Genomic DNA, 18,326 nt, shown 5'->3' on the forward strand with positions numbered 1-18,326 from the left:
TATACGAGACAGATGACAATGACGGCAGTCACCTCTTCTTTATCCGACGATCAGCGCGCTATCTTAGCGCTGTGGTACGAGGTGAATGCGTCATTATCTGCTTATCACAAATTGATCACTTCTTTCGGTTATCCGCAGCTTGCTTGGCAAGCTAAAGTAGAGGCATGGAAGCAGCTCGGTATTCACCACACCCATCTCAAACGTCATGAGCAGCCAGAGCAAACACTTGCCAATATCGATAAGATTCAGCAAGCATTGATAGATGGGCGCTATGGTCTGCTATTCGCTGATGACGCCGATTATCCTGCCCAACTCTCACAAATCTACGACCCACCGCCCTTATTATTTTATCGTGGGGATAGCGCGCGCCTACATCAAGCACAAATAGCTATAGTAGGTAGCCGCAAACCCACCGCGCATGCGCAAAAAATAACGTTTGATATGGCGCAGTACTTAGCGCAAGCAGGTTATATCATTACTAGCGGTCTAGCTATGGGTGTAGATAAACGCGCACATTTAGGTGCATTAGCACAGGCAGACCCTGACTATCAGGGACGGACGGTTGGTGTGATGGGTACGGGGATCGATGTAAACTATCCCAATCACCGGGATCAGTTATTTACTCAAATTATTGAGCAAGGTGGCTGCATTATTAGTGAGCTACTACCGCATACGCAGCCTCATAAACATACTTTTCCGCGTCGCAATCGTTTGGTAGCTGGGCTAAGTCTCGCGACCATTGTAACGGAAGCGACCATCAAAAGTGGCTCGCTTATAACAGCACGTCTAACGTCTGAACAAGGTAAACAGGTCTTTGCTATTCCTAGTCATATTGATAACAGTAATGCAGAGGGTTGCCATCATTTGATACGTGAAGGTGCGACCTTGATTTATCATCCTCAGCAAGTACTAGAAGACGTCAATGGTCAGCTTGACTATGATAAAAGCGCTTATAGAATAGCGAACGCTACTACTTTCAATAGTAATCACTCTAATAGCAATCACTCTAATATTACTCAGACTTCCGATGCGTTTGAGATAGAGAAAAAATCAATCAAATCTACTAGCCAGCAACCATCCTCTGATATAAAGCCTGCGCGCAGCACAGTCGTTGTACCTGAGCATTTAACTGTAATCTATGAGCAGCTTGACTGGCATGGGCAAGATTTAGATGCGCTTATTAGTGCAACCAAGCTTGCACCGCCGCAGTTGATTGGACAGCTAATGGAGCTTGAGTTAATGGGTCTTATCAGCGAACAAGGTGGACGATATTTGCGCGTTTAAAGTATCGTAAATATTCCTTATTGGACACTGGCATAGATAGCACTTAATTATAGACTCTCCTAGACAATATCTTTCTTGTGGTATTATTAGAATTTACTTCTACGAACCACTTAAGTCATGAGCGAACCTACACCTCTTATTACTGATTCTGCCATCCAAGCTGCTAAGTGGCTAAAAGACGGACAACTGCTCGCGTATCCTACAGAAAGCGTTTGGGGTATTGGTTGCGACCCTTATGACCAAGCAGCTGTTCAGCGTATTTTGGATATTAAACAACGTCCACAAGCCAAAGGCATGATAGTCGTCACTGATAGTGTGTCTCGCTTAGCACTTTTGCTAGCCTCTTTAGATGATGTTCAGCGCCAGCAGATTATTGATAGCTGGCAGACAGACGATAGTAGAGATGAACAGCACAATCGCCAAGCACATACTTGGTTATTACCGATTCCTCAGCCGCTTGCGAACACTGTACCTACTTGGATTACCGGTCAGCATCAGACTATTGCTGTTCGAGTTATCTCGCATCCTACAGTTCGCCAGCTTTGCCAGCAGATGGTCAGTGAAGAGAACCCATTTGGTCTATTGGTTTCTACAAGCTGCAACCCATCAGGGCAAACGCCTGCTAGCACTTTTGATGCCGCCTATGCTTATTTTGATGAGCAAATTGGTTATTTGCAGGGAGATACTTTAGGTTATACCTTGCCTAGCCAAATTCGTGACGCAACGACAGGTTTTGTCATTCGATAGCGCTCTCTATACAAACTCTTAAACTTTTCAGAAGCGATTGCTTGCAATGCAAAGTGATAGATGTCGCTGCGACTTATTTATGTGAGCGTTTACAGATTAACCATTTGCTAGCTTGCCTATTTTTCTACCTTCCTTTACCAAAAGCATGTAAAAGTCGTTTTGATAAAAACCACAAAAAAGCAGACGATGGTTATAACGGTCTGGTTTTTATTGAACGATAAGTACTTCAACAATAAGTAGTTCAACGATCAGTCATATTGGTGATATTTAAGGCATATAGGGAGTAGTGTATGAAGGTTTTGATTAGTGGCGGTTCAGGGTTTTTGGGAAGTGCGTTTAGTCGAGAGCTACTAGCACGATATCGCGCGCAAAATAAAGACGTGGCGATTACTTGGCTAACTCGTAATAGCGGTCAACCACATCCCGATGATATCAATATGATGACTTATGACGAGCTTGCGATGTCTGATATGAGCTTTGATGTCATATTGAATTTGGCAGGTGCTGGGATTGCTGACTCTCGTTGGAGCGATGAGTGCAAAGAGCAGTTGATGGCGAGCCGTATCAAACCTACTCAGTCGATATTGGATTTTATCGCACGTGCTAGCACAAAACCCAAGTTACTGGTAAGCGGCTCAGCAATCGGTTGGTATGGTACGCAAGGCGACAAGCCACTGACTGAAAGTAGCGATTATGAGACGGATTTTGCTCATACATTATGTGATGAATGGGAGCAATTAGCACTTAAAGCGACCGATTACGATGTTCCTGTAGCTATTGTCAGAACAGGTGTGGTTATTCATCCTGAGGGCGGTATGGTGGCTAAATTGTTGCTACCCTTTAAATTTGGTGTCGGTGGTCAGTTGGGTAATGGACAGCAAATCATGAGCTGGATTAGCCGTGAAGATTGGGTCAATGCGGTCATCTTTATTATCGAGCAGCAGCTTGAATTTACTAACGAATCAGACGTCAATTATATCGAAAGCTTAGCCCAAGACAGTACACCTATTAGTGACAGCACTATCAAGACTACAAACAGTACCGCAAATGATACACATACAGTCGTATATAACCTTACTGCTCCAAATCCTGTGACCAATCATACTTTTACCAAAGCACTTGGCTCATGGCTGCATCGCCCCACGTTTTTTACTTTACCAGAGTTTTTGCTTAAGCTAATGTTTGGCGAAATGTCGACGTTACTTATCGATGGTCAAAAAGTGTTGCCACAAGCGCTATTGGATGCAGGTTATTCATTTAGACACTCAACACTGCAGCAAGCATTAGAAAACCAAAAATAGTTATAGGGGTGTTGTTTCATGTGAAACATTACAAACTATCTTCTGATAATCACTTACTGAACCATGTTTATGTCTAAGGGCAGTCCATGCGTTACGCATTTTTCTTCACCATCTTTTTGCTATTACAGCTATTTAGTCTAGGTACAATATTAAGTATACAGTGGTGGCTTCAGCCTTGGATAACGCCAACATTACAAACGACGATATGGGCCAGTGTATTTATTATTACTAATGGTCTATTAGTATTGAGCGTAAAAAGAGCATTTGCCAACAGTTATCGCTGGGTTAGCGGGTGGATGTTAATCATGCATTTTATGATACTGACGGCGTTGGCAGTGAGTCTACTCTACGGAGGGTATCTGCTAGTAAATGCTTTATCAGGCAGTACGTTGCACCAATCGAATGAGATAGCTATAGGGTTAAGAGTACTAGCGCTATTCCTATTTATAGGACTATTTATTTATTCGTTATATAGTGCTTATGCCCCTGTTATACGCGAGCTGTCTATTAAGATAGATAAACCTTTAACTGAGCCGCTACGCATTGGAGTCGCTAGTGACTTGCATATAGGGCGATTATTTGGTGTAAAAGCCATAGATAAATTGCAACAACTTATGATTCGCTCTGGTGCAGATATGCTGCTAATGCCAGGGGACATTATGGATGATAATACAGATGCCTTTAATGAATATCATATGGAGCGAAACTTAGCAGAACTGTGCCGTAGTCTGCCAGGTGGTGTCTATGCGACATTGGGTAATCATGATTTGTACGGTCATGAACGGCCTATTAGCGAAGCGCTGCAAACTGCAGGTATACAACTGTTGAACGATGAGGTGCTCTGTATCGAGCACGAGGGTCAACCAGTATGGCTAGTTGGACGTTTTGATAATCATAAACGTCAACGTGTAGCGACTACCGATCTGCTTGCGCAAGTAGATACGTCGCAGCCAGTGATATTGTTAGACCATAGACCGAGTGATATAGATAATCACAGTCAATTACCTATAGATTTACAAGTCTCGGGACATACTCACAACGGTCAAGTATTTCCCGCTAATTTTATCGTCAATGCTATTAATCGTTTGGGTTATGGCTATGAGCAGATTGGTAAAGGACACTTTATCGTATCCTCTGGTTATGGCTTTTGGGGCATTCCCTTTCGATTGGGATCGCGCTCAGAGATTTGGTTGATTACGCTATCTGGTAATACAAATTAATCAGTTATACAAATCATTAATTGGTTGGCTAACTAACTAACTAATTAACGGTCTATGCAGCTAACTGGGATTGTGTACTGATGATTTCACGTACAAAGCTGCTAAACCCATGAATAATATTGCTTGTCTCTTGTCCAAGACCTTGATGAACACTCATAAAGTGAATAAAGCCATGCGGTGCACCAAGCACAGTATAGGTCTCTACAGCAACGCCGTAACCTTTCAGCTGCTTTGCATAAGCAAACGCCTCATCACGTAATACGTCGAGCTCAGAAGCTACAATGTAAGTTGGGCAAACTTTACTATTATCACCCAGCATAGGTGAATTCAGTATATGCAAGCGAGGCAGTGGGCTATTTTCCAAACAAGCAGCATCAAATACTGCTACATCAGCATGATCTAATAGTAGACCTTCGCCGTATAGCTCCCAACTAGGATAATCCGTTTCAATATCAGTGACTGGATATAAAGGCATCTGCGCTAGAGGTTCGGGTAGTTTTTCTAATAGACTAAACATTTTCTGACCATCTATCCCTAGGTCTGCCCATGCGCTTTTGCTCGGTGCGGTCAGCTGCTGCGCAATTAAAGTTGATAGACCACCACCTGCGCTATCACCTGCTAAAACGATACGAGAGGGTAACGCACCTAATTTGTCAGAGTTTTCAACCAACCAAGCATATGCAGTGATACAGTCTTTCAATGCTGCTGGAGCAGGGCATTCAGGTGCTAAGCGATAATCGACACTAACCACAGACCAGCCAGTCTGCTCACATACCGCATGACAGAACTCATGATGTGTATCGACATCACCAATGCAGAACCCGCCACCATGAAAAAACAGCATGACTGTTTCATCAGGATTGTGGATACGTTTTCTTCTAAAACCAGACTTTTTGCCGCCTGCTTTATAGCAACGGACAGTCATATCGCCATCATCCGCATTAGCAATCGTTTCATCTTTCCAACTAACAGGCGAATCATTTTTTTTAGTAAAGGGCTTTATATTGCTTAGCATAGTCGTACTGGCTTGCTGCCATACTCTAGGTGATTGCATGGCTACCGCATCAGCAGTAAACCTCTCACGCAATTCCGGCATTGGAGTTAGTTCTAACGGTGTTTTTAGGTAGCTATTCACTGCAAGGATGAGACGCAGATGAGCGTTTGCATGCAGATATTGTTTTGAGTTGGGACCTTTAAGGTAACCAATTACCCCTTCTAAAATAGGGTCTGGTAAGTAGCCCAGACTTTTCATTGCATAGTGCAATGTATGCGGCTGATAGTTTGCTACAGGGTTGTAAGCAAGTATTTTCTCTTTAACGCTCAGACGTTTTTCTAATGAGTTATATGCTTCTGTAACTTGACTTGATGACTCTTTTGACGCTAGGTGTTCTTTTGACGCTAAGTGCAATGTCATCAATGCTTTATTAAGCAAAGTATTGATAGATAAATTTTTTGTATTAGACATAACAGCTCTCATAAATGATTTTTAGCGTGCATTTGAGTGTGGGCGATAATATTTATAGCAATGATAAAATAGCTAGCAGAATAATAGAGTATCGTTTGGTAATAGCTTGATTAATAAGCGTAAAGCAATTGGAATAAATAGCAGTTTTTTGTTTTTTTTGTGAGCGAATATTGAGATTTATTGACATAGAACAAAAAAGTTAGATGCATCTCTTTAATCAGACTTCACAAATATTTGTCATAAATGGTAAAAATTCCTTTGCTCTAGGCTTGAAATTTGTCCTTATCACCTTTATCAAGCAGCTATTGAAGCGTATTAAAAAAACAATGAGTTAGAAACATCGAGCATTTAATAATGGCATAGTAGGACCAGCAATTCTTTGGTCTACTGTGCCGTCTCTTAATCTTCATTATTGAAATTCCAAGGAGCTATCATGAGCGAGCAAAACCCGAACCACGAAAATCTTGACCAAAATGTGGCACATGAGAATATTGATCACAATGACAGTATCTTAGAAGAAACCATGAAAGAGTTTGATCCACAGAATAATTCAGGTGAAGAAACGACTATCGAAAACGAAATCAACCTTGATACTTTCAAAGCGCGTATTGCTGAGCTAGAAGGCGAAGTAAAACAAGCCAAAGAAGGTACTGCACGTGCTAATGCTGAAGCTTACAATGCGCAAAAACGCATGGAGCAAGAAGCGGATAAGAGCAAAAAGTTTGCACTACAGAAATTTGCTAAAGAATTGTTAGACATCGTTGACAACTTAGAGCGCGCTATCGAAAATGCCGATGCCAATGATCCAGTCGCTGAGGGTGTGCAATTAACGCACAAAGCGTTGGTTGCGGTATTGACCAAAAACGGCGTAGAAGTGGTCGATCCACAAGGTGAAAAATTTAACGCTGACTTCCATGAAGCAGTGGGTATTGACCCAGAAGCAGCGGCAGATACAGTTGGTACGGTCTTACAAAAAGGCTATAGCCTAAACGGTCGTCTATTGCGTCCGGCTATGGTTCGTGTTGGTCAGTAATATTTTTAGGGCTAAACCCTATTAATATGAAGGTTTTTCACAAAAAATGACATGAAACACAGTTTTTGCGTGATTATCGCCTTGAAAAATACGACGGGTAAACCGATATATAGCAACAAGTGACCGACTACGGTCTGGATAAATAAGTATTTATAGTTAAAAACAAATTAGGAGCAATTGATTATGGGTAAAGTAATTGGTATTGATTTAGGTACTACTAACTCGTGTGTAGCAGTAATGGAAGGTGACAAAGTTAAAGTTATCGAAAATGCTGAAGGTACTCGTACAACACCATCGATCGTCGCTTATAAAGATGACGAAACGCTTGTTGGTCAGTCAGCTAAGCGTCAAGCAGTAACCAACCCAAGCAACACTTTGTTTGCGATCAAGCGTTTGATCGGTCGTCGTTTTGATGACAAAGTCGTGCAAAAAGATATCGGCATGGTTCCTTACAAAATCGCTAAAGCAGACAACGGCGATGCATGGGTAGAAATCAACGGTAAAAAGCTTGCGCCACCACAGGTTTCTGCTGAAATCTTGAAAAAAATGAAAAAAACAGCAGAAGATTATCTTGGTGAGAGCGTGACTGAAGCAGTTGTAACTGTACCTGCTTACTTCAATGACTCACAGCGTCAAGCAACTAAAGATGCAGGTAAAATCGCTGGTCTTGATGTAAAACGAATCATCAATGAGCCAACTGCTGCTGCACTTGCTTATGGTATGGATAAGAAGCAGGGCGATAGCACTGTTGCTGTATATGACTTGGGCGGTGGTACTTTCGATATCTCAATCATCGAAATCGCAGACGTAGATGGTGAGCAACAATTCGAAGTACTAGCGACCAACGGTGATACTTTCCTAGGTGGTGAAGACTTTGACTCAGCATTGATTGACTTCTTAGTTGCTGAATTCAAAAAAGAGCAAGACGTTAACCTAAAAGGTGATTCTCTTGCGATGCAGCGTCTAAAAGAAGCGGCAGAAAAAGCGAAAATTGAGCTATCAAGTGCACAAAGCACTGAAGTAAACTTGCCATACATCACTGCTGATAGCAGTGGTCCTAAGCATTTGGTTGTTACTATCAGCCGCTCTAAACTAGAAAGCCTAACTGAAGAATTAGTACAACGTACAATGGGTCCTTGTAAGACTGCACTTGAAGATGCTGGCCTAAAAATTGGCGACATCAACGATGTAATCTTGGTTGGTGGTCAGACTCGTATGCCACTAGTACAGCAAAAAGTACAAGACTTCTTCGGTCAAGAGCCACGTAAAGACGTGAACCCTGATGAAGCAGTTGCAGCTGGTGCAGCGATTCAAGGTGCCGTATTGTCTGGTGACAAAACTGACGTATTGCTACTTGATGTAACACCATTGACCCTAGGTATTGAAACGATGGGCGGTGTTATGACGCCAGTTATCGAGAAAAATACCATGATTCCTACTAAGAAATCACAGGTATTCTCAACGGCTGAAGACAACCAGCCAGCTGTAACGATTCAGGTATATCAAGGTGAGCGTAAAATCGCTAACCAAAACAAAATGCTTGGTCGTTTTGACTTGACGGATATTCCACCAGCACCACGTGGCCTACCGCAAATTGAAGTGTCTTTTGACATCAATGCTGATGGTATCATGAACATCTCTGCAACCGATAAAGGTACTGGTAAAGCACAAAGTATCCAAATCAAAGCAGATTCTGGTTTGTCGGACGAAGAAGTCGAACAAATGGTTCGCGATGCAGAAGCCAATGCTGCTGAAGATGAGAAATTCGCTAACCTAGCGCAAGTTCGTAACGAAGCAGATGGTCGTATTCATGCCGTACAAAAAGCGCTAAAAGAAGCAGAAGATAAAGTCACTGATGAAGAAAAGTCAACAGTAGAATCTGCTATCACTGAGCTTGAAGCCGCAGCGAAAGAAGATGACCATGACGAAATCAAAGCTAAGCTTGAAGCGTTAGACAATGCATTCTTGCCAATCAGCCAAAAAATCTACGCTGATAGCGGCGCTGGTGCAGAAGGTATGGATCCAAGCCAGTTCCAACAAGGTGCTGACGATGCTGGTAGCAACAAAGCTGATGACGACGTCGTTGATGCTGAGTTCACTGAAGTAGACGAAGACAAGAAGTAATACCAAATCCAAAAACGCGATTAGCTGTGTCAAACTCGCTTAGTCTACTTAATGTAGTACTTACGCCCGTTTTCCTTGCTACTCAAGTTTTTGAAAATGGTATAGTCGATACAAATCGATAACTAGTTAAATTAAAAAACGTATCCTTCGGGGTGCGTTTTTTTTATGGCTGTTTTTCCTATCGGCTACTGTTTCTGCTAGCTATTATTTTTCTTAATAAGATGCGTGCTTATGGTTTAAACGCGCTCACTATGAGCACTTCATAGGTTAAATTAACCACGAGCTGTCCTATGCCATTCTTTTCTGAGAATTGCTGCCAATAGTCTGACTCAAATTGCTGTAGACGCGATTTTGTCCATACAAAGGTTTGAGTATCATCTGACGTAATCTGAGTTTGATTGGTCGATACGCCGGTGAGTTTCATATGCTTTAAGATAGCGTAGGGAGTAGGAAATGGTAAATCAAAGCGTTTAATAGAAAGTTCGATATTCTTAAAGCCAGCACTATCTAATGCTAATTGCCATTCATCAATATCTGGATAGTGAAGTCCTTGACCCGTGAGAGTTTTAATTTGCAAAAAGTTATTTGGCGTAAAAGTACTAAAGACCAGTTGTCCTCTAGATTGTAGACGCTGCGCTGATTTCGTGACAAAACTCAACGGACTATCAAACCATTGCACGGCATTGGCGCTGACTATCAAACTATGATTCTCTGCTAAATCTATGGTTTCAGCATCACCAATCATTACATTAGCGGTTGGCAGTATTGACTGCAATGTAGCACTCTGCTCATTACATAACTCATTGATGAGCCAGTACTGGCCTTGAATATGATCAGCGAGTAGGCGCGTCATTTGACCTGTACCTGCACCCACTTCTAGCACACTACTTTGCTTGGTATGAGCAATACTGTCTAATAAGTACTGACAAACGATCTGCTGAACATTGGCATGCTGGTCATAGTCGCTTGCATTAGCAAAGTGGCGAGCGATGGTTTGTTTTCTAACACTGAGGTCATCAGCTGTGTCGAATGTTGTCATAGGCTTTATTATGTCCAAGTGCACCAGTTATCTATCAATAGTAGAAATAAAGTTTGTGTCAAACGATAAAGTTACAACTGCTGTATCAATCGCTCGCAGTCTTCGTTAGTCAGTTTGGCATTCATAACTAAGCGAATGCGAGCAGTGTTTGCAGGCACAGTAGGCGGCCTGATAGGTAGCGCGTAAAATCCAGCGGTTTGTAGCTGTTGTGCTTTGGCAAGGGTACTCGCATTATCGCCTAATATATAAGGAACGATAGGGGATTTATAGTGTATATCTTGCAAAGTTGGCGATACACGGTGCCGTGGGTTAATGGCTTGGCTAAGCGTGGTAGACAACTGTGCTAGATGCGCACGTTGGTCAGTTAAGGTCGACATTTTTGCCAAAATAAATCGTGTCCATGCATGGTTTATCGGAGGAAGTGCAGTGCTAAAAATCAGCGGACGCATGGCATTGATCAGCCATTGTTTGACGACTTCATCACACATTATATAAGCACCAATTGAAGCAAATGCTTTACCAAAGGTACCCACCAAGTAGTCAATATCCGCCAAGGTCTGCGTTTCTTCCGCTAATCCTAGACCTGTATCGCCAAGCACTCCAACAGCATGTGCTTCATCGACATACAGCTCAATACGAGCATCTTTGGATTTTAATTGTACTAGTTGAGGCAAGTCGGCACGGTCACCATCCATACTAAATATACTCTCGGTGACAATAATGATGCGTTCAACCGTCTCGTCTGCTTGTTCAATAAACTTGGCTAAATGTTCGTAATCGTTATGACGGTAACGACGATAGGTGACAAGTTTACTTTGGCTCAGGCGCATCCCGTCGATAATGCTGGCATGTACTAGCTTGTCAGCCAAAATGAGTGTCTTGACTGGCAAAGCTGTCAATGCTGGCAAGATACCTAGGTTGGCGTGATAGCCACTGTTCAACACCAGCACCGACTTTGAATCGGCTAAACTCTGTTTTTCTATGGCGCTTTGATACCAATTTTGCAGTTCCTCTTCTAGAGCTTCTAACTGTATATCATTGCCTGTGAGTAGGCGTGAGGAAGTGGCACTCATTTTAGGAGTGTGCGTAGTAGATAGCTGTCTCACTTGAGTAAGAAACTCAGCTTGCAGCTCAGTATCACCACCCAATCCAAGATAATCATTACTCGCGATATTAAGCAAAGCTTTACCTGCACTAACGACGTATCGTCCATCGTGCTGCAAGTTTGGTAATTGACGATACTGCTGCTTTGCTTTTAAGTCTGCAAGTGCGCTTTGCAAACGCTCAGTGATTGAATTTTGCATTTTTTCTCTCTAATTATTGTTATATCAGCCATATTTAGCTGATTTGTCTAGCAAGAAAACTGTGAAATGAGTACGGATTATTGCATAAACTGGATGGATGTAACAAAAGGTTTCATATCTAGGCCTTTGTAACCCACACACTGATAAACGCTTTCAATTCTTAACTCTCATACCATTAAACACTGACAGAGTGTCTGAAATAGTTTGTTACTATGCATTCATCGTTAGCAGACAAGGCGATAGGGCCACAAGGCCAATATAAATAAATAACTTGTTTGTCCAAATTTCTTTCAAGGAGCTAATCATGAAAACTCTACAAAAAACAATACTTGCACTAGCAACTGGTTCTTTACTTTCTGTAGGTGCACAAGCTGCTGTTAACTATGGCAACGGCTACACAGGTCAGCCATATGTTGCTGCTAAAGTTGGTCAGTTCGATCTAGATGTTGATGGCGCTGATGATCCAACTGCATACGGTGTAACTGCTGGTTATAACTTTGATCCTAACTTCGGTATCGAAGCAGAATACGTAGGTTCAGATGATGCTGACTATAGAGGCGGCGACATCGATGCTAAGACATACGGTGCTTATGGTACTTACCGTTATGCATTCCCAAATAGCGGCTTATACGCAAAAGGTAAGCTAGGTGTTGCAAAAACTGAAGTAGAAGCTAACAACACTAACTTTGCTGGCGCTTCTGATTTCTCAGACGACGATACTAACATCGCTGGTGGTGTAGGTCTTGGTTACGCAGTAAACTCTGACTTCAGTGTTGAAGCTGAATATGACATGCTAGGTAGCGACGCTGATCTTATGACTGTTGGTGCACAGCTAAAATTCTAATTATTTAGAAAATAAGCTTTTAGCTAAACAGCTATAATAAAGAAACGATCACTTTAAGTGGTCGTTTTTTTTGCTTAAAATTATATAAAACATATGTTTACTTTATCAAACAGTTTGGTATGATACTGACACTGCTATTTAGTGAAAAATAGTTCAGTAAAATCTGATAACTAGAAAGTTGTTTTTCTACTAAACATAAAGTTGAGAAAATCTATGAAAAATCTACAAAAGGCTTTAATCGCAGTAATCGCTAGTTCAGTAATGACGATGAGCGCACAAGCAGCAATCTCTTATGGTGCTGGTCAGTCTTACGTTGGTGCGAAAGTAGGCCAGTACAACCCAGATGTAGATGCAGTTGACCTTGATGATGCGGTATCATATGGAGTTTATGGGGGATACAAGTTTGCTCCAGAGATAGGTATTGAAGCTGAATATTTGACAACTAGCGATGAAGAAGTTTTCAATGATGCATTCGAAAAGCTAGAATACAGCGCTGATGTATACGGTTTATATGCAACTTATGATTATGCATTTCCAAATACTACACTTTATGCAAAAGGTCGTTTAGGAATAGCAAAGAATGAATTAGATTTAGAATATACTGACAAAGAAGATTCTGAGTTTAGTGCAGATGATAGCTACTCAGAAACAGGTATAGCTGGTGGCTTGGGTTTAGGCTATAACTTCACTCCTATGGTCTCTACCGAAGTCATGTACAACTATTATCCTTCTATAGATGTAGAAGGCGATGATTTTGATGCAAGCGGCATTACTCTAGGTGCCCATTTTAAATTCTAGTATAGAGTTAGAGTTAGTCAATAGAACGATCACTTTAAGTGGTCGTTTTTTTTGCTTAAAATTTATGATGAAACTTTTAGGGTAATAATTTATAAGTAGCTCACCGATAATATATCATTATCGTTAAAGCGTTGTTATCCTTAAAAATGTGCTACATTAAAAACTGGAATGATAAAGATAGGAATGGTGGCAAGGATGGAGATACTTTGGATGATTGAACCTTGGCATTGGTTGGTATTGGGCTTCTTATTACTAATAGTCGAGATGTTTGTACCGACGTTTGCCAGTCTGTGGTTTGGTGCCGCTGCCATCATCGTTGCAGCGCTATCATGGCTGTTGCCTATTTCTGTTTCTATTCAGATTATCGTCTGGTTAGTGCTCTCTGCTGTGTTTTTGCTGGCTTGGTTTAAGTTTATCAAACCGTTGTCAGTAGATCGTACCAAAGCTGGGCTGGGTGGTAGTGTCATAGTTGGTGAGGTTGGCATGATTATCGTGTCACCGCAACTAGATAAAGCTGGCACGGTTAGATTTAGTGTTCCTATCGTTGGTGCGGCTGAATGGATGTGCCGTACGAGAGGGGAGCAGGTAGCAATCGGTGATAGAGTGGTCGTGACGGATATCGTGGGTAACGAGCTGATTGTGAGCAGTACAAAAGCGCAGGCAGCGATGCATAAAAGCATGCAGGTATAATAATAAGGGATGAGTTATGGAAAGCTTTAGTATTGTCATGGTGGTATTAATTGCACTGGTGGTATTCACCGTGTTTAAAGGCGTACGTATTGTACCGCAAGGTTATAAATGGGTCGTACAAAGACTGGGCAAATATAGCCAAACGCTAGAGCCGGGACTCAACCTCATCATCCCTTATGTAGATGATGTGGCTTATAAAGTAACGACCAAGGACATCGTACTCGATATCCCGTCACAAGAAGTCATTACTCGTGACAACGTCGTTATCATTGCAAACGCTGTCGCTTATATTAATATCGTGCGTCCTGACAAGGCGGTCTATGGTATTGAAGATTATGAATACGGTATCCGTAATCTGGTGCAAACATCGCTACGTTCGATTATTGGTGAAATGGATCTTGATAGCGCATTGTCTAGTCGCGACGAGATCAAAACCAAGCTAAAACATGCTATTTCAGAAGATATCGCGGATTGGGGTATTACCCTTAAGACAGTGGAAATTCAAGATATTAATCCTTCGCAGACCATGCAAGCGTCTATGGAAGAGCAAGCAGCGGCAGAGCGTTTACGCCGTGCAACCGTGACCCGTGCTGATGGTCAAAAGCAAGCTGCTATCTTAGAAGCCGATGGTCGCTTGGAAGCATCACGCCGTGATGCTGAAGCGCAGGTAGTACTAGCCAGAGGTTCTGAAGAGTCGATTCGTTTGATTACTAGTGCGATGGGCGAGGAAGAGATGCCGATCGTATACTTGCTGGGTGAGCAGTATATCAAAGCGATACGAGAGTTGGCTGAGTCTGACAACTCTAAAATGGTGGTACTACCAGCAGATATCTTAAGTACCGTAAAAGGTATGGTCGGTGATAAATTAAAAGTGTAAAAAGTCATAGCAATATTAAAAAAAGACCTCGTTTGAGGTCTTTTTTATGTTTAATAATTGACGAATGAATCGCTAACTTAGATAACTTTTGAAAAGCGGTTTTGGTGTTTCTTTTCTAAGTATTCATCAAATACCATAGCGACGTTACGGCCAAGCAAGCGACCTCTGGGTAAGACGCGAATACCTGCTGCATCCATATCAACCAGTCTGTCGTCTTGCATAGCGCCCAACTGCTGAATCTCATTAATAAAATAGGTGATGGCATCGATACCAAATTTTTGATTCACATCTTTAAAATCAAGATAGTCATGACACAGTAGGTTCATGATGACGTACTCACGCAAGCGATCCTTAATAGAGGTTTTTATATACTTTACCGCAGGCATGACAGTCGGATTAATTTTCGCCATATCAATCTTGGCTTGATAGCTCTGTAGATCAGTATCGTTTTGCAAAATATAGCGCGTATTGGCATTAGAAATCTGACTGATTGATGAGACACCAAAGCCTAATAAGTCACAGTCACCCATGATGGTGTAACCCTGAAAATTACGATGTAATTTACCTTCACGCTGGGCGATAGCCAATTCGTCATCAGGTTTGGCAAAATGATCGATACCGATATATTGATAGCCAGCTTCGGTCAATGTGTTAACAGTACTGCCGAGCATCGTCAGTTTGGTAGCTGGGCTAGGCAAGTCTTCATCTTTTATCTGACGCTGGGCCTTAAATCGTTCAGGCAAATGCGCATAGTTAAAGACTGACAGGCGATCTGGCGACATCTCGATAATACGATTTACGGTTTTGTCCAACGTATCAGGCGTTTGATGCGGCAAACCATAAATCAAATCAATATTAATAGAGCGAAAACCAAGCTCACGTGCTTCTGTTAGCACGCTTTCAATAAGCTCTGCTGAGTGCACACGATTAACGGCGATTTGCACCGTTTCATCCAAGTCCTGCACGCCTAAGCTAATACGGTTGAAACCGAGATTACGCAGTATCTTTAGAGTGTTTTCACTCAGCTCACGAGGGTCAATCTCAATAGAGTAGTCACCTTCATCTTCTGGCAAAAACTTAAACTGAGTCTGTAAAAAATCCCATAATTGCACCATCTCTTCGTCACGCAAAAACGTTGGTGTACCACCACCCAAATGTAGCTGTTTGACTAATGGTTTGTCGCTGCCTTCTGGCGTAGATAACAAGCGGCGTTTATGAGTAATTTCAGCAATCAAATACTGTAAGTAATCGCCAGAATAGCTATTTTTTTTGGTAATGATCTTGTTGCAAGCACAGTAGTAGCAAAGGTGGCGGCAAAACGGTATGTGAAAATATAATGATAAGAGAGCACGCGCTTCGCGACTTTGCAGGATTTTTGTCTCAAGACCAATAGCTTCAAAGCTGTTTGTTTCAAGGTTATCTGGTATTGGAGCGAACTCTAGAGCAGTCGGATAAGAGGTATAACGTGGCCCTGAGCGATTGTACTTATTGATGATTGCCTCATCAAATGCTGGTAGCTGCTTGCTAGTAATACTGCCACGTGTACTGGCATAAGGGTTGTCAGGTTGCATAACAGGGCGCACAGTCGTGGGCGGCTCGTCCGCACGGTTGTAGGGCTGCTGAGCGTTCTGTTCTGAATAGTCTGTCATGCGATATTCCTCGTTTTTGCTCTAGATACTGCTAGTTTTTATATTATCAATGATTTCGAATTTAATTTTCATTTTTCAATTTTATGACTGATTGATAATAAATTTTGAATACGTCATCGGCAGCAGTATGTATCGCTAAATGTATAGTAGATAGTATAACAAATCCTTGTTGGCAGTGGGGTGGTCGGTGAGTATTCTTAAATATTAAAATAGAGCTATCATTTACACATAAAAAACCCCAGAACGACGCTGAGGTTGTGGTGATTCTCTCTACACCAGCAATAAAACACGACGTTTGCGCGTTGATAAATAATACTTTATTATCAATGACACTCTGTATTAGGAAGATGCTGATGTCGTTTGCCCAAGTCTATACCCGTTCGGTGGTTGGTCTGCATGCTCCCAAGGTCATCATTGAAGTGCATCTATCGCAAGGATTACCTGCATTGACCATCGTTGGCCTACCTGAGGCCGCCGTGCGTGAGAGTAAAGACAGGGTACGCTCCGCCATTCTCAATTCAGGTTTCCAGTTTCCTAACCGCCGCCTCACTATTAATTTAGCCCCTGCTGATTTGCCTAAAGATGGCGCGCGTTTAGACTTACCAATTGCTATCGGTATACTGGCAGCAAGCGGACAGCTTGAGCCAGAGGTGCTATCAGGATTTGAGTTTATTGGCGAATTAGCGCTCAATGGTCAATTGCGACAAGTAACTGGTAGTTTGGCAGTTGCACGGGCAATTAAAGCTGAGAAATTGGCAATAGCGTTGTCTCAGGTAGAAGCCAATGAACAAGGGCAAAGTAATCCAGATACCCTGCCGCCGATAACACCGCAACTGATCGTGCCGATTGATAATGGTCGTGAGGCCAGCCGCGTTGATGGCGTAACGATACTAGCTGCACAGAGCTTAAAAGCAGTTTGCGACCATTTACAGTCACTCGTTGACCCAAGTGCAAGCTATGAGAGTCTAGCAGTGGTACAGCCTAGTCCTGCACAGCAGCATGTTGGCTATCAAGTGGATTTAGCTGATGTCAAAGGACAGCACCATGCTCGGCGCGCGTTAGAGATTGCCGCTGCGGGCGGCCATTCATTGTTATTTACAGGGCCACCGGGGTCAGGTAAGACACTCATGGCATCACGATTGCCAACGATATTGCCAGACTTGAGTGATGAGGATGCACTAGAGGTTGCCAGTACGTATTCGGTGGCAGACAGCGACTACAACTATGGGACGCGGCCATTTAGACAAGTACATCATACGATATCAGCAGTAGCACTAGTCGGTGGTGGTTCACGGCCAAAACCGGGCGAGATTACGCTAGCTAATAAAGGCGTGTTGTTTTTAGATGAGTTACCTGAGTTTGATCGGAGTGTGCTGGAAGTATTGCGTCAGCCGCTAGAAGCTAAGCAAATTACTATTAGCCGCGCTAACTCTCAAATGACCTTTCCGGCGAATTTTCAACTGGTCGCTGCGATGAACCCTTGCCCATGTGGTTATGATGGCGATACATCAGGACGTTGTCGCTGTCGACCTGAGCAGATCAAACGCTATCAAGACAAATTATCTGGGCCTCTGTTAGATCGTATTGATTTGCATATCACCGTGCCTGCGTTACCGATTGCCGATCTGCAAAATAGTCAGGTAGGTGAAACATCCAAGCAAGTACGGGCTCGCGTAGTAATAGCGCATCAGCATCAAATGCAGCGCCAGCAAAAGGTTAATAATGAGCTTAGCCCTAGCGAAATCGATGAATATATCCAGCTAGGCGACAATGAAAAGCAGTTATTGCGACTTGCTCAGCAGCGTCTGAATTTATCAGCGCGTGGCTACCACCGAGTATTACGAGTAGCGCGTACAATCGCGGATTTGGCTAACAGTACCGATATCAACAGCGCCCACGTATCTGAGGCGCTGAGCTATCGCAGCAAAGCGTAATCTATGTTTGAGCAAGT

General features: G+C 42.5%; 15 protein-coding genes. 11 read left to right on the forward strand and 4 right to left on the reverse strand.

The annotated features are described in order from the left end of the window. Positions 1-18 precede the first annotated feature (18 nt). The 4 genes from dprA (at position 19) to ACQKCP_RS08545 (ending at position 4,552) form a co-directional block, all read left to right on the forward strand. The gene (dprA, locus tag ACQKCP_RS08530; protein WP_427612042.1) at positions 19-1,284 is read left to right on the forward strand and encodes a DNA-processing protein DprA; all 1,266 of its coding nucleotides are present in this window, start codon (positions 19-21) and stop codon (positions 1,282-1,284) included. A gap of 117 nt (positions 1,285-1,401) precedes the next feature. Then, a complete protein-coding gene (locus ACQKCP_RS08535) occupies positions 1,402-2,031 on the forward strand; it encodes an L-threonylcarbamoyladenylate synthase (RefSeq protein WP_427612003.1) in 630 nt (209 codons plus the stop codon). Positions 2,032-2,321: 290 nt separating this feature from the next. Then, a complete protein-coding gene (locus ACQKCP_RS08540; protein WP_427612004.1) occupies positions 2,322-3,332 on the forward strand; it encodes an epimerase in 1,011 nt (336 codons plus the stop codon). 86 nt (positions 3,333-3,418) lie between these two features. Further along, positions 3,419-4,552 (forward strand): metallophosphoesterase, encoded by a 1,134-nt coding sequence (locus ACQKCP_RS08545; RefSeq protein WP_427612005.1) that lies wholly within the window; start codon positions 3,419-3,421, stop codon positions 4,550-4,552. Positions 4,553-4,604: 52 nt separating this feature from the next. Here ACQKCP_RS08545 and ACQKCP_RS08550 read toward each other — a convergent pair whose 3' ends face one another. Further along, positions 4,605-6,017, reverse strand: coding sequence for an alpha/beta hydrolase (locus ACQKCP_RS08550; RefSeq protein ID WP_427612006.1), 1,413 nt, complete (start codon positions 6,015-6,017; stop codon positions 4,605-4,607). Between the two features lie 433 nt (positions 6,018-6,450). Between ACQKCP_RS08550 and grpE the strand changes: the two genes are divergently transcribed. Both grpE and dnaK read left to right on the forward strand, forming a co-directional pair. Then, on the forward strand, positions 6,451-7,050 hold the full coding sequence (gene grpE / locus ACQKCP_RS08555; RefSeq protein ID WP_057762215.1) for a nucleotide exchange factor GrpE: 600 nt from the start codon (positions 6,451-6,453) through the stop codon (positions 7,048-7,050). 183 nt (positions 7,051-7,233) lie between these two features. After that, positions 7,234-9,174 carry a molecular chaperone DnaK gene (gene dnaK / locus ACQKCP_RS08560; RefSeq protein ID WP_057762214.1) on the forward strand — a complete coding sequence of 647 codons (1,941 nt, stop codon included), beginning with the start codon at positions 7,234-7,236 and terminating at the stop codon, positions 9,172-9,174. A 229-nt stretch (positions 9,175-9,403) separates the two neighbouring features. Here dnaK and ACQKCP_RS08565 read toward each other — a convergent pair whose 3' ends face one another. Then, complete coding sequence (locus tag ACQKCP_RS08565; protein ID WP_427612007.1) at positions 9,404-10,213, reverse strand: methyltransferase domain-containing protein; 810 nt, start codon at positions 10,211-10,213, stop codon at positions 9,404-9,406. 71 nt (positions 10,214-10,284) lie between these two features. Further along, positions 10,285-11,517, reverse strand: a complete 1,233-nt coding sequence (locus ACQKCP_RS08570) for an 8-amino-7-oxononanoate synthase (RefSeq protein ID WP_427612008.1) — start codon at positions 11,515-11,517, stop codon at positions 10,285-10,287. A gap of 304 nt (positions 11,518-11,821) precedes the next feature. Between ACQKCP_RS08570 and ACQKCP_RS08575 the strand changes: the two genes are divergently transcribed. From ACQKCP_RS08575 to ACQKCP_RS08590, 4 genes are all read left to right on the forward strand, one after another. Beyond that, positions 11,822-12,361: a porin family protein gene (locus ACQKCP_RS08575; RefSeq protein WP_201547565.1), complete on the forward strand. Its 540-nt coding sequence runs from the start codon at positions 11,822-11,824 to the stop codon at positions 12,359-12,361. Between the two features lie 213 nt (positions 12,362-12,574). Continuing rightward, on the forward strand, positions 12,575-13,159 hold the full coding sequence (locus ACQKCP_RS08580) for a porin family protein (protein WP_427612009.1): 585 nt from the start codon (positions 12,575-12,577) through the stop codon (positions 13,157-13,159). Between the two features lie 210 nt (positions 13,160-13,369). After that, complete coding sequence (locus tag ACQKCP_RS08585) at positions 13,370-13,849, forward strand: NfeD family protein (protein ID WP_424505743.1); 480 nt, start codon at positions 13,370-13,372, stop codon at positions 13,847-13,849. A gap of 16 nt (positions 13,850-13,865) precedes the next feature. Then, on the forward strand, positions 13,866-14,726 hold the full coding sequence (locus ACQKCP_RS08590) for an SPFH domain-containing protein (protein WP_057762202.1): 861 nt from the start codon (positions 13,866-13,868) through the stop codon (positions 14,724-14,726). Between the two features lie 77 nt (positions 14,727-14,803). Here the strand turns inward: ACQKCP_RS08590 and hemN are convergent, their stop codons facing one another. After that, positions 14,804-16,297, reverse strand: a complete 1,494-nt coding sequence (hemN, locus tag ACQKCP_RS08595; RefSeq protein ID WP_427612043.1) for an oxygen-independent coproporphyrinogen III oxidase — start codon at positions 16,295-16,297, stop codon at positions 14,804-14,806. Between the two features lie 431 nt (positions 16,298-16,728). Here hemN and ACQKCP_RS08600 point away from each other — a divergent pair, with 431 nt between their 5' ends. Further along, positions 16,729-18,309 carry a YifB family Mg chelatase-like AAA ATPase gene (locus tag ACQKCP_RS08600; RefSeq protein ID WP_427612010.1) on the forward strand — a complete coding sequence of 527 codons (1,581 nt, stop codon included), beginning with the start codon at positions 16,729-16,731 and terminating at the stop codon, positions 18,307-18,309. Positions 18,310-18,326: the final 17 nt, after the last annotated feature.

Origin of the sequence: Psychrobacter sp. NPDC078631, assembly GCF_050268165.1 — a bacterium.
GTDB lineage: Bacteria > Pseudomonadota > Gammaproteobacteria > Pseudomonadales > Moraxellaceae > Psychrobacter.

Bases quoted from the DNA above. Each gene is read 5' to 3' on its own strand.
- dprA (WP_427612042.1), top strand. From the start codon at position 19: ATGACGGCAGTCACCTCTTCTTTATCCGACGATCAGCGCGCTATCTTA.
- ACQKCP_RS08535 (WP_427612003.1), top strand. From the start codon at position 1,402: ATGAGCGAACCTACACCTCTTATTACTGATTCTGCCATCCAAGCTGCT.
- ACQKCP_RS08540 (WP_427612004.1), top strand. From the start codon at position 2,322: ATGAAGGTTTTGATTAGTGGCGGTTCAGGGTTTTTGGGAAGTGCGTTT.
- ACQKCP_RS08545 (WP_427612005.1), top strand. From the start codon at position 3,419: ATGCGTTACGCATTTTTCTTCACCATCTTTTTGCTATTACAGCTATTT.
- ACQKCP_RS08550 (WP_427612006.1), bottom strand. From the start codon at position 6,017: ATGTCTAATACAAAAAATTTATCTATCAATACTTTGCTTAATAAAGCA.
- grpE (WP_057762215.1), top strand. From the start codon at position 6,451: ATGAGCGAGCAAAACCCGAACCACGAAAATCTTGACCAAAATGTGGCA.
- dnaK (WP_057762214.1), top strand. From the start codon at position 7,234: ATGGGTAAAGTAATTGGTATTGATTTAGGTACTACTAACTCGTGTGTA.
- ACQKCP_RS08565 (WP_427612007.1), bottom strand. From the start codon at position 10,213: ATGACAACATTCGACACAGCTGATGACCTCAGTGTTAGAAAACAAACC.
- ACQKCP_RS08570 (WP_427612008.1), bottom strand. From the start codon at position 11,517: ATGCAAAATTCAATCACTGAGCGTTTGCAAAGCGCACTTGCAGACTTA.
- ACQKCP_RS08575 (WP_201547565.1), top strand. From the start codon at position 11,822: ATGAAAACTCTACAAAAAACAATACTTGCACTAGCAACTGGTTCTTTA.
- ACQKCP_RS08580 (WP_427612009.1), top strand. From the start codon at position 12,575: ATGAAAAATCTACAAAAGGCTTTAATCGCAGTAATCGCTAGTTCAGTA.
- ACQKCP_RS08585 (WP_424505743.1), top strand. From the start codon at position 13,370: ATGATTGAACCTTGGCATTGGTTGGTATTGGGCTTCTTATTACTAATA.
- ACQKCP_RS08590 (WP_057762202.1), top strand. From the start codon at position 13,866: ATGGAAAGCTTTAGTATTGTCATGGTGGTATTAATTGCACTGGTGGTA.
- hemN (WP_427612043.1), bottom strand. From the start codon at position 16,297: ATGCAACCTGACAACCCTTATGCCAGTACACGTGGCAGTATTACTAGC.
- ACQKCP_RS08600 (WP_427612010.1), top strand. From the start codon at position 16,729: ATGTCGTTTGCCCAAGTCTATACCCGTTCGGTGGTTGGTCTGCATGCT.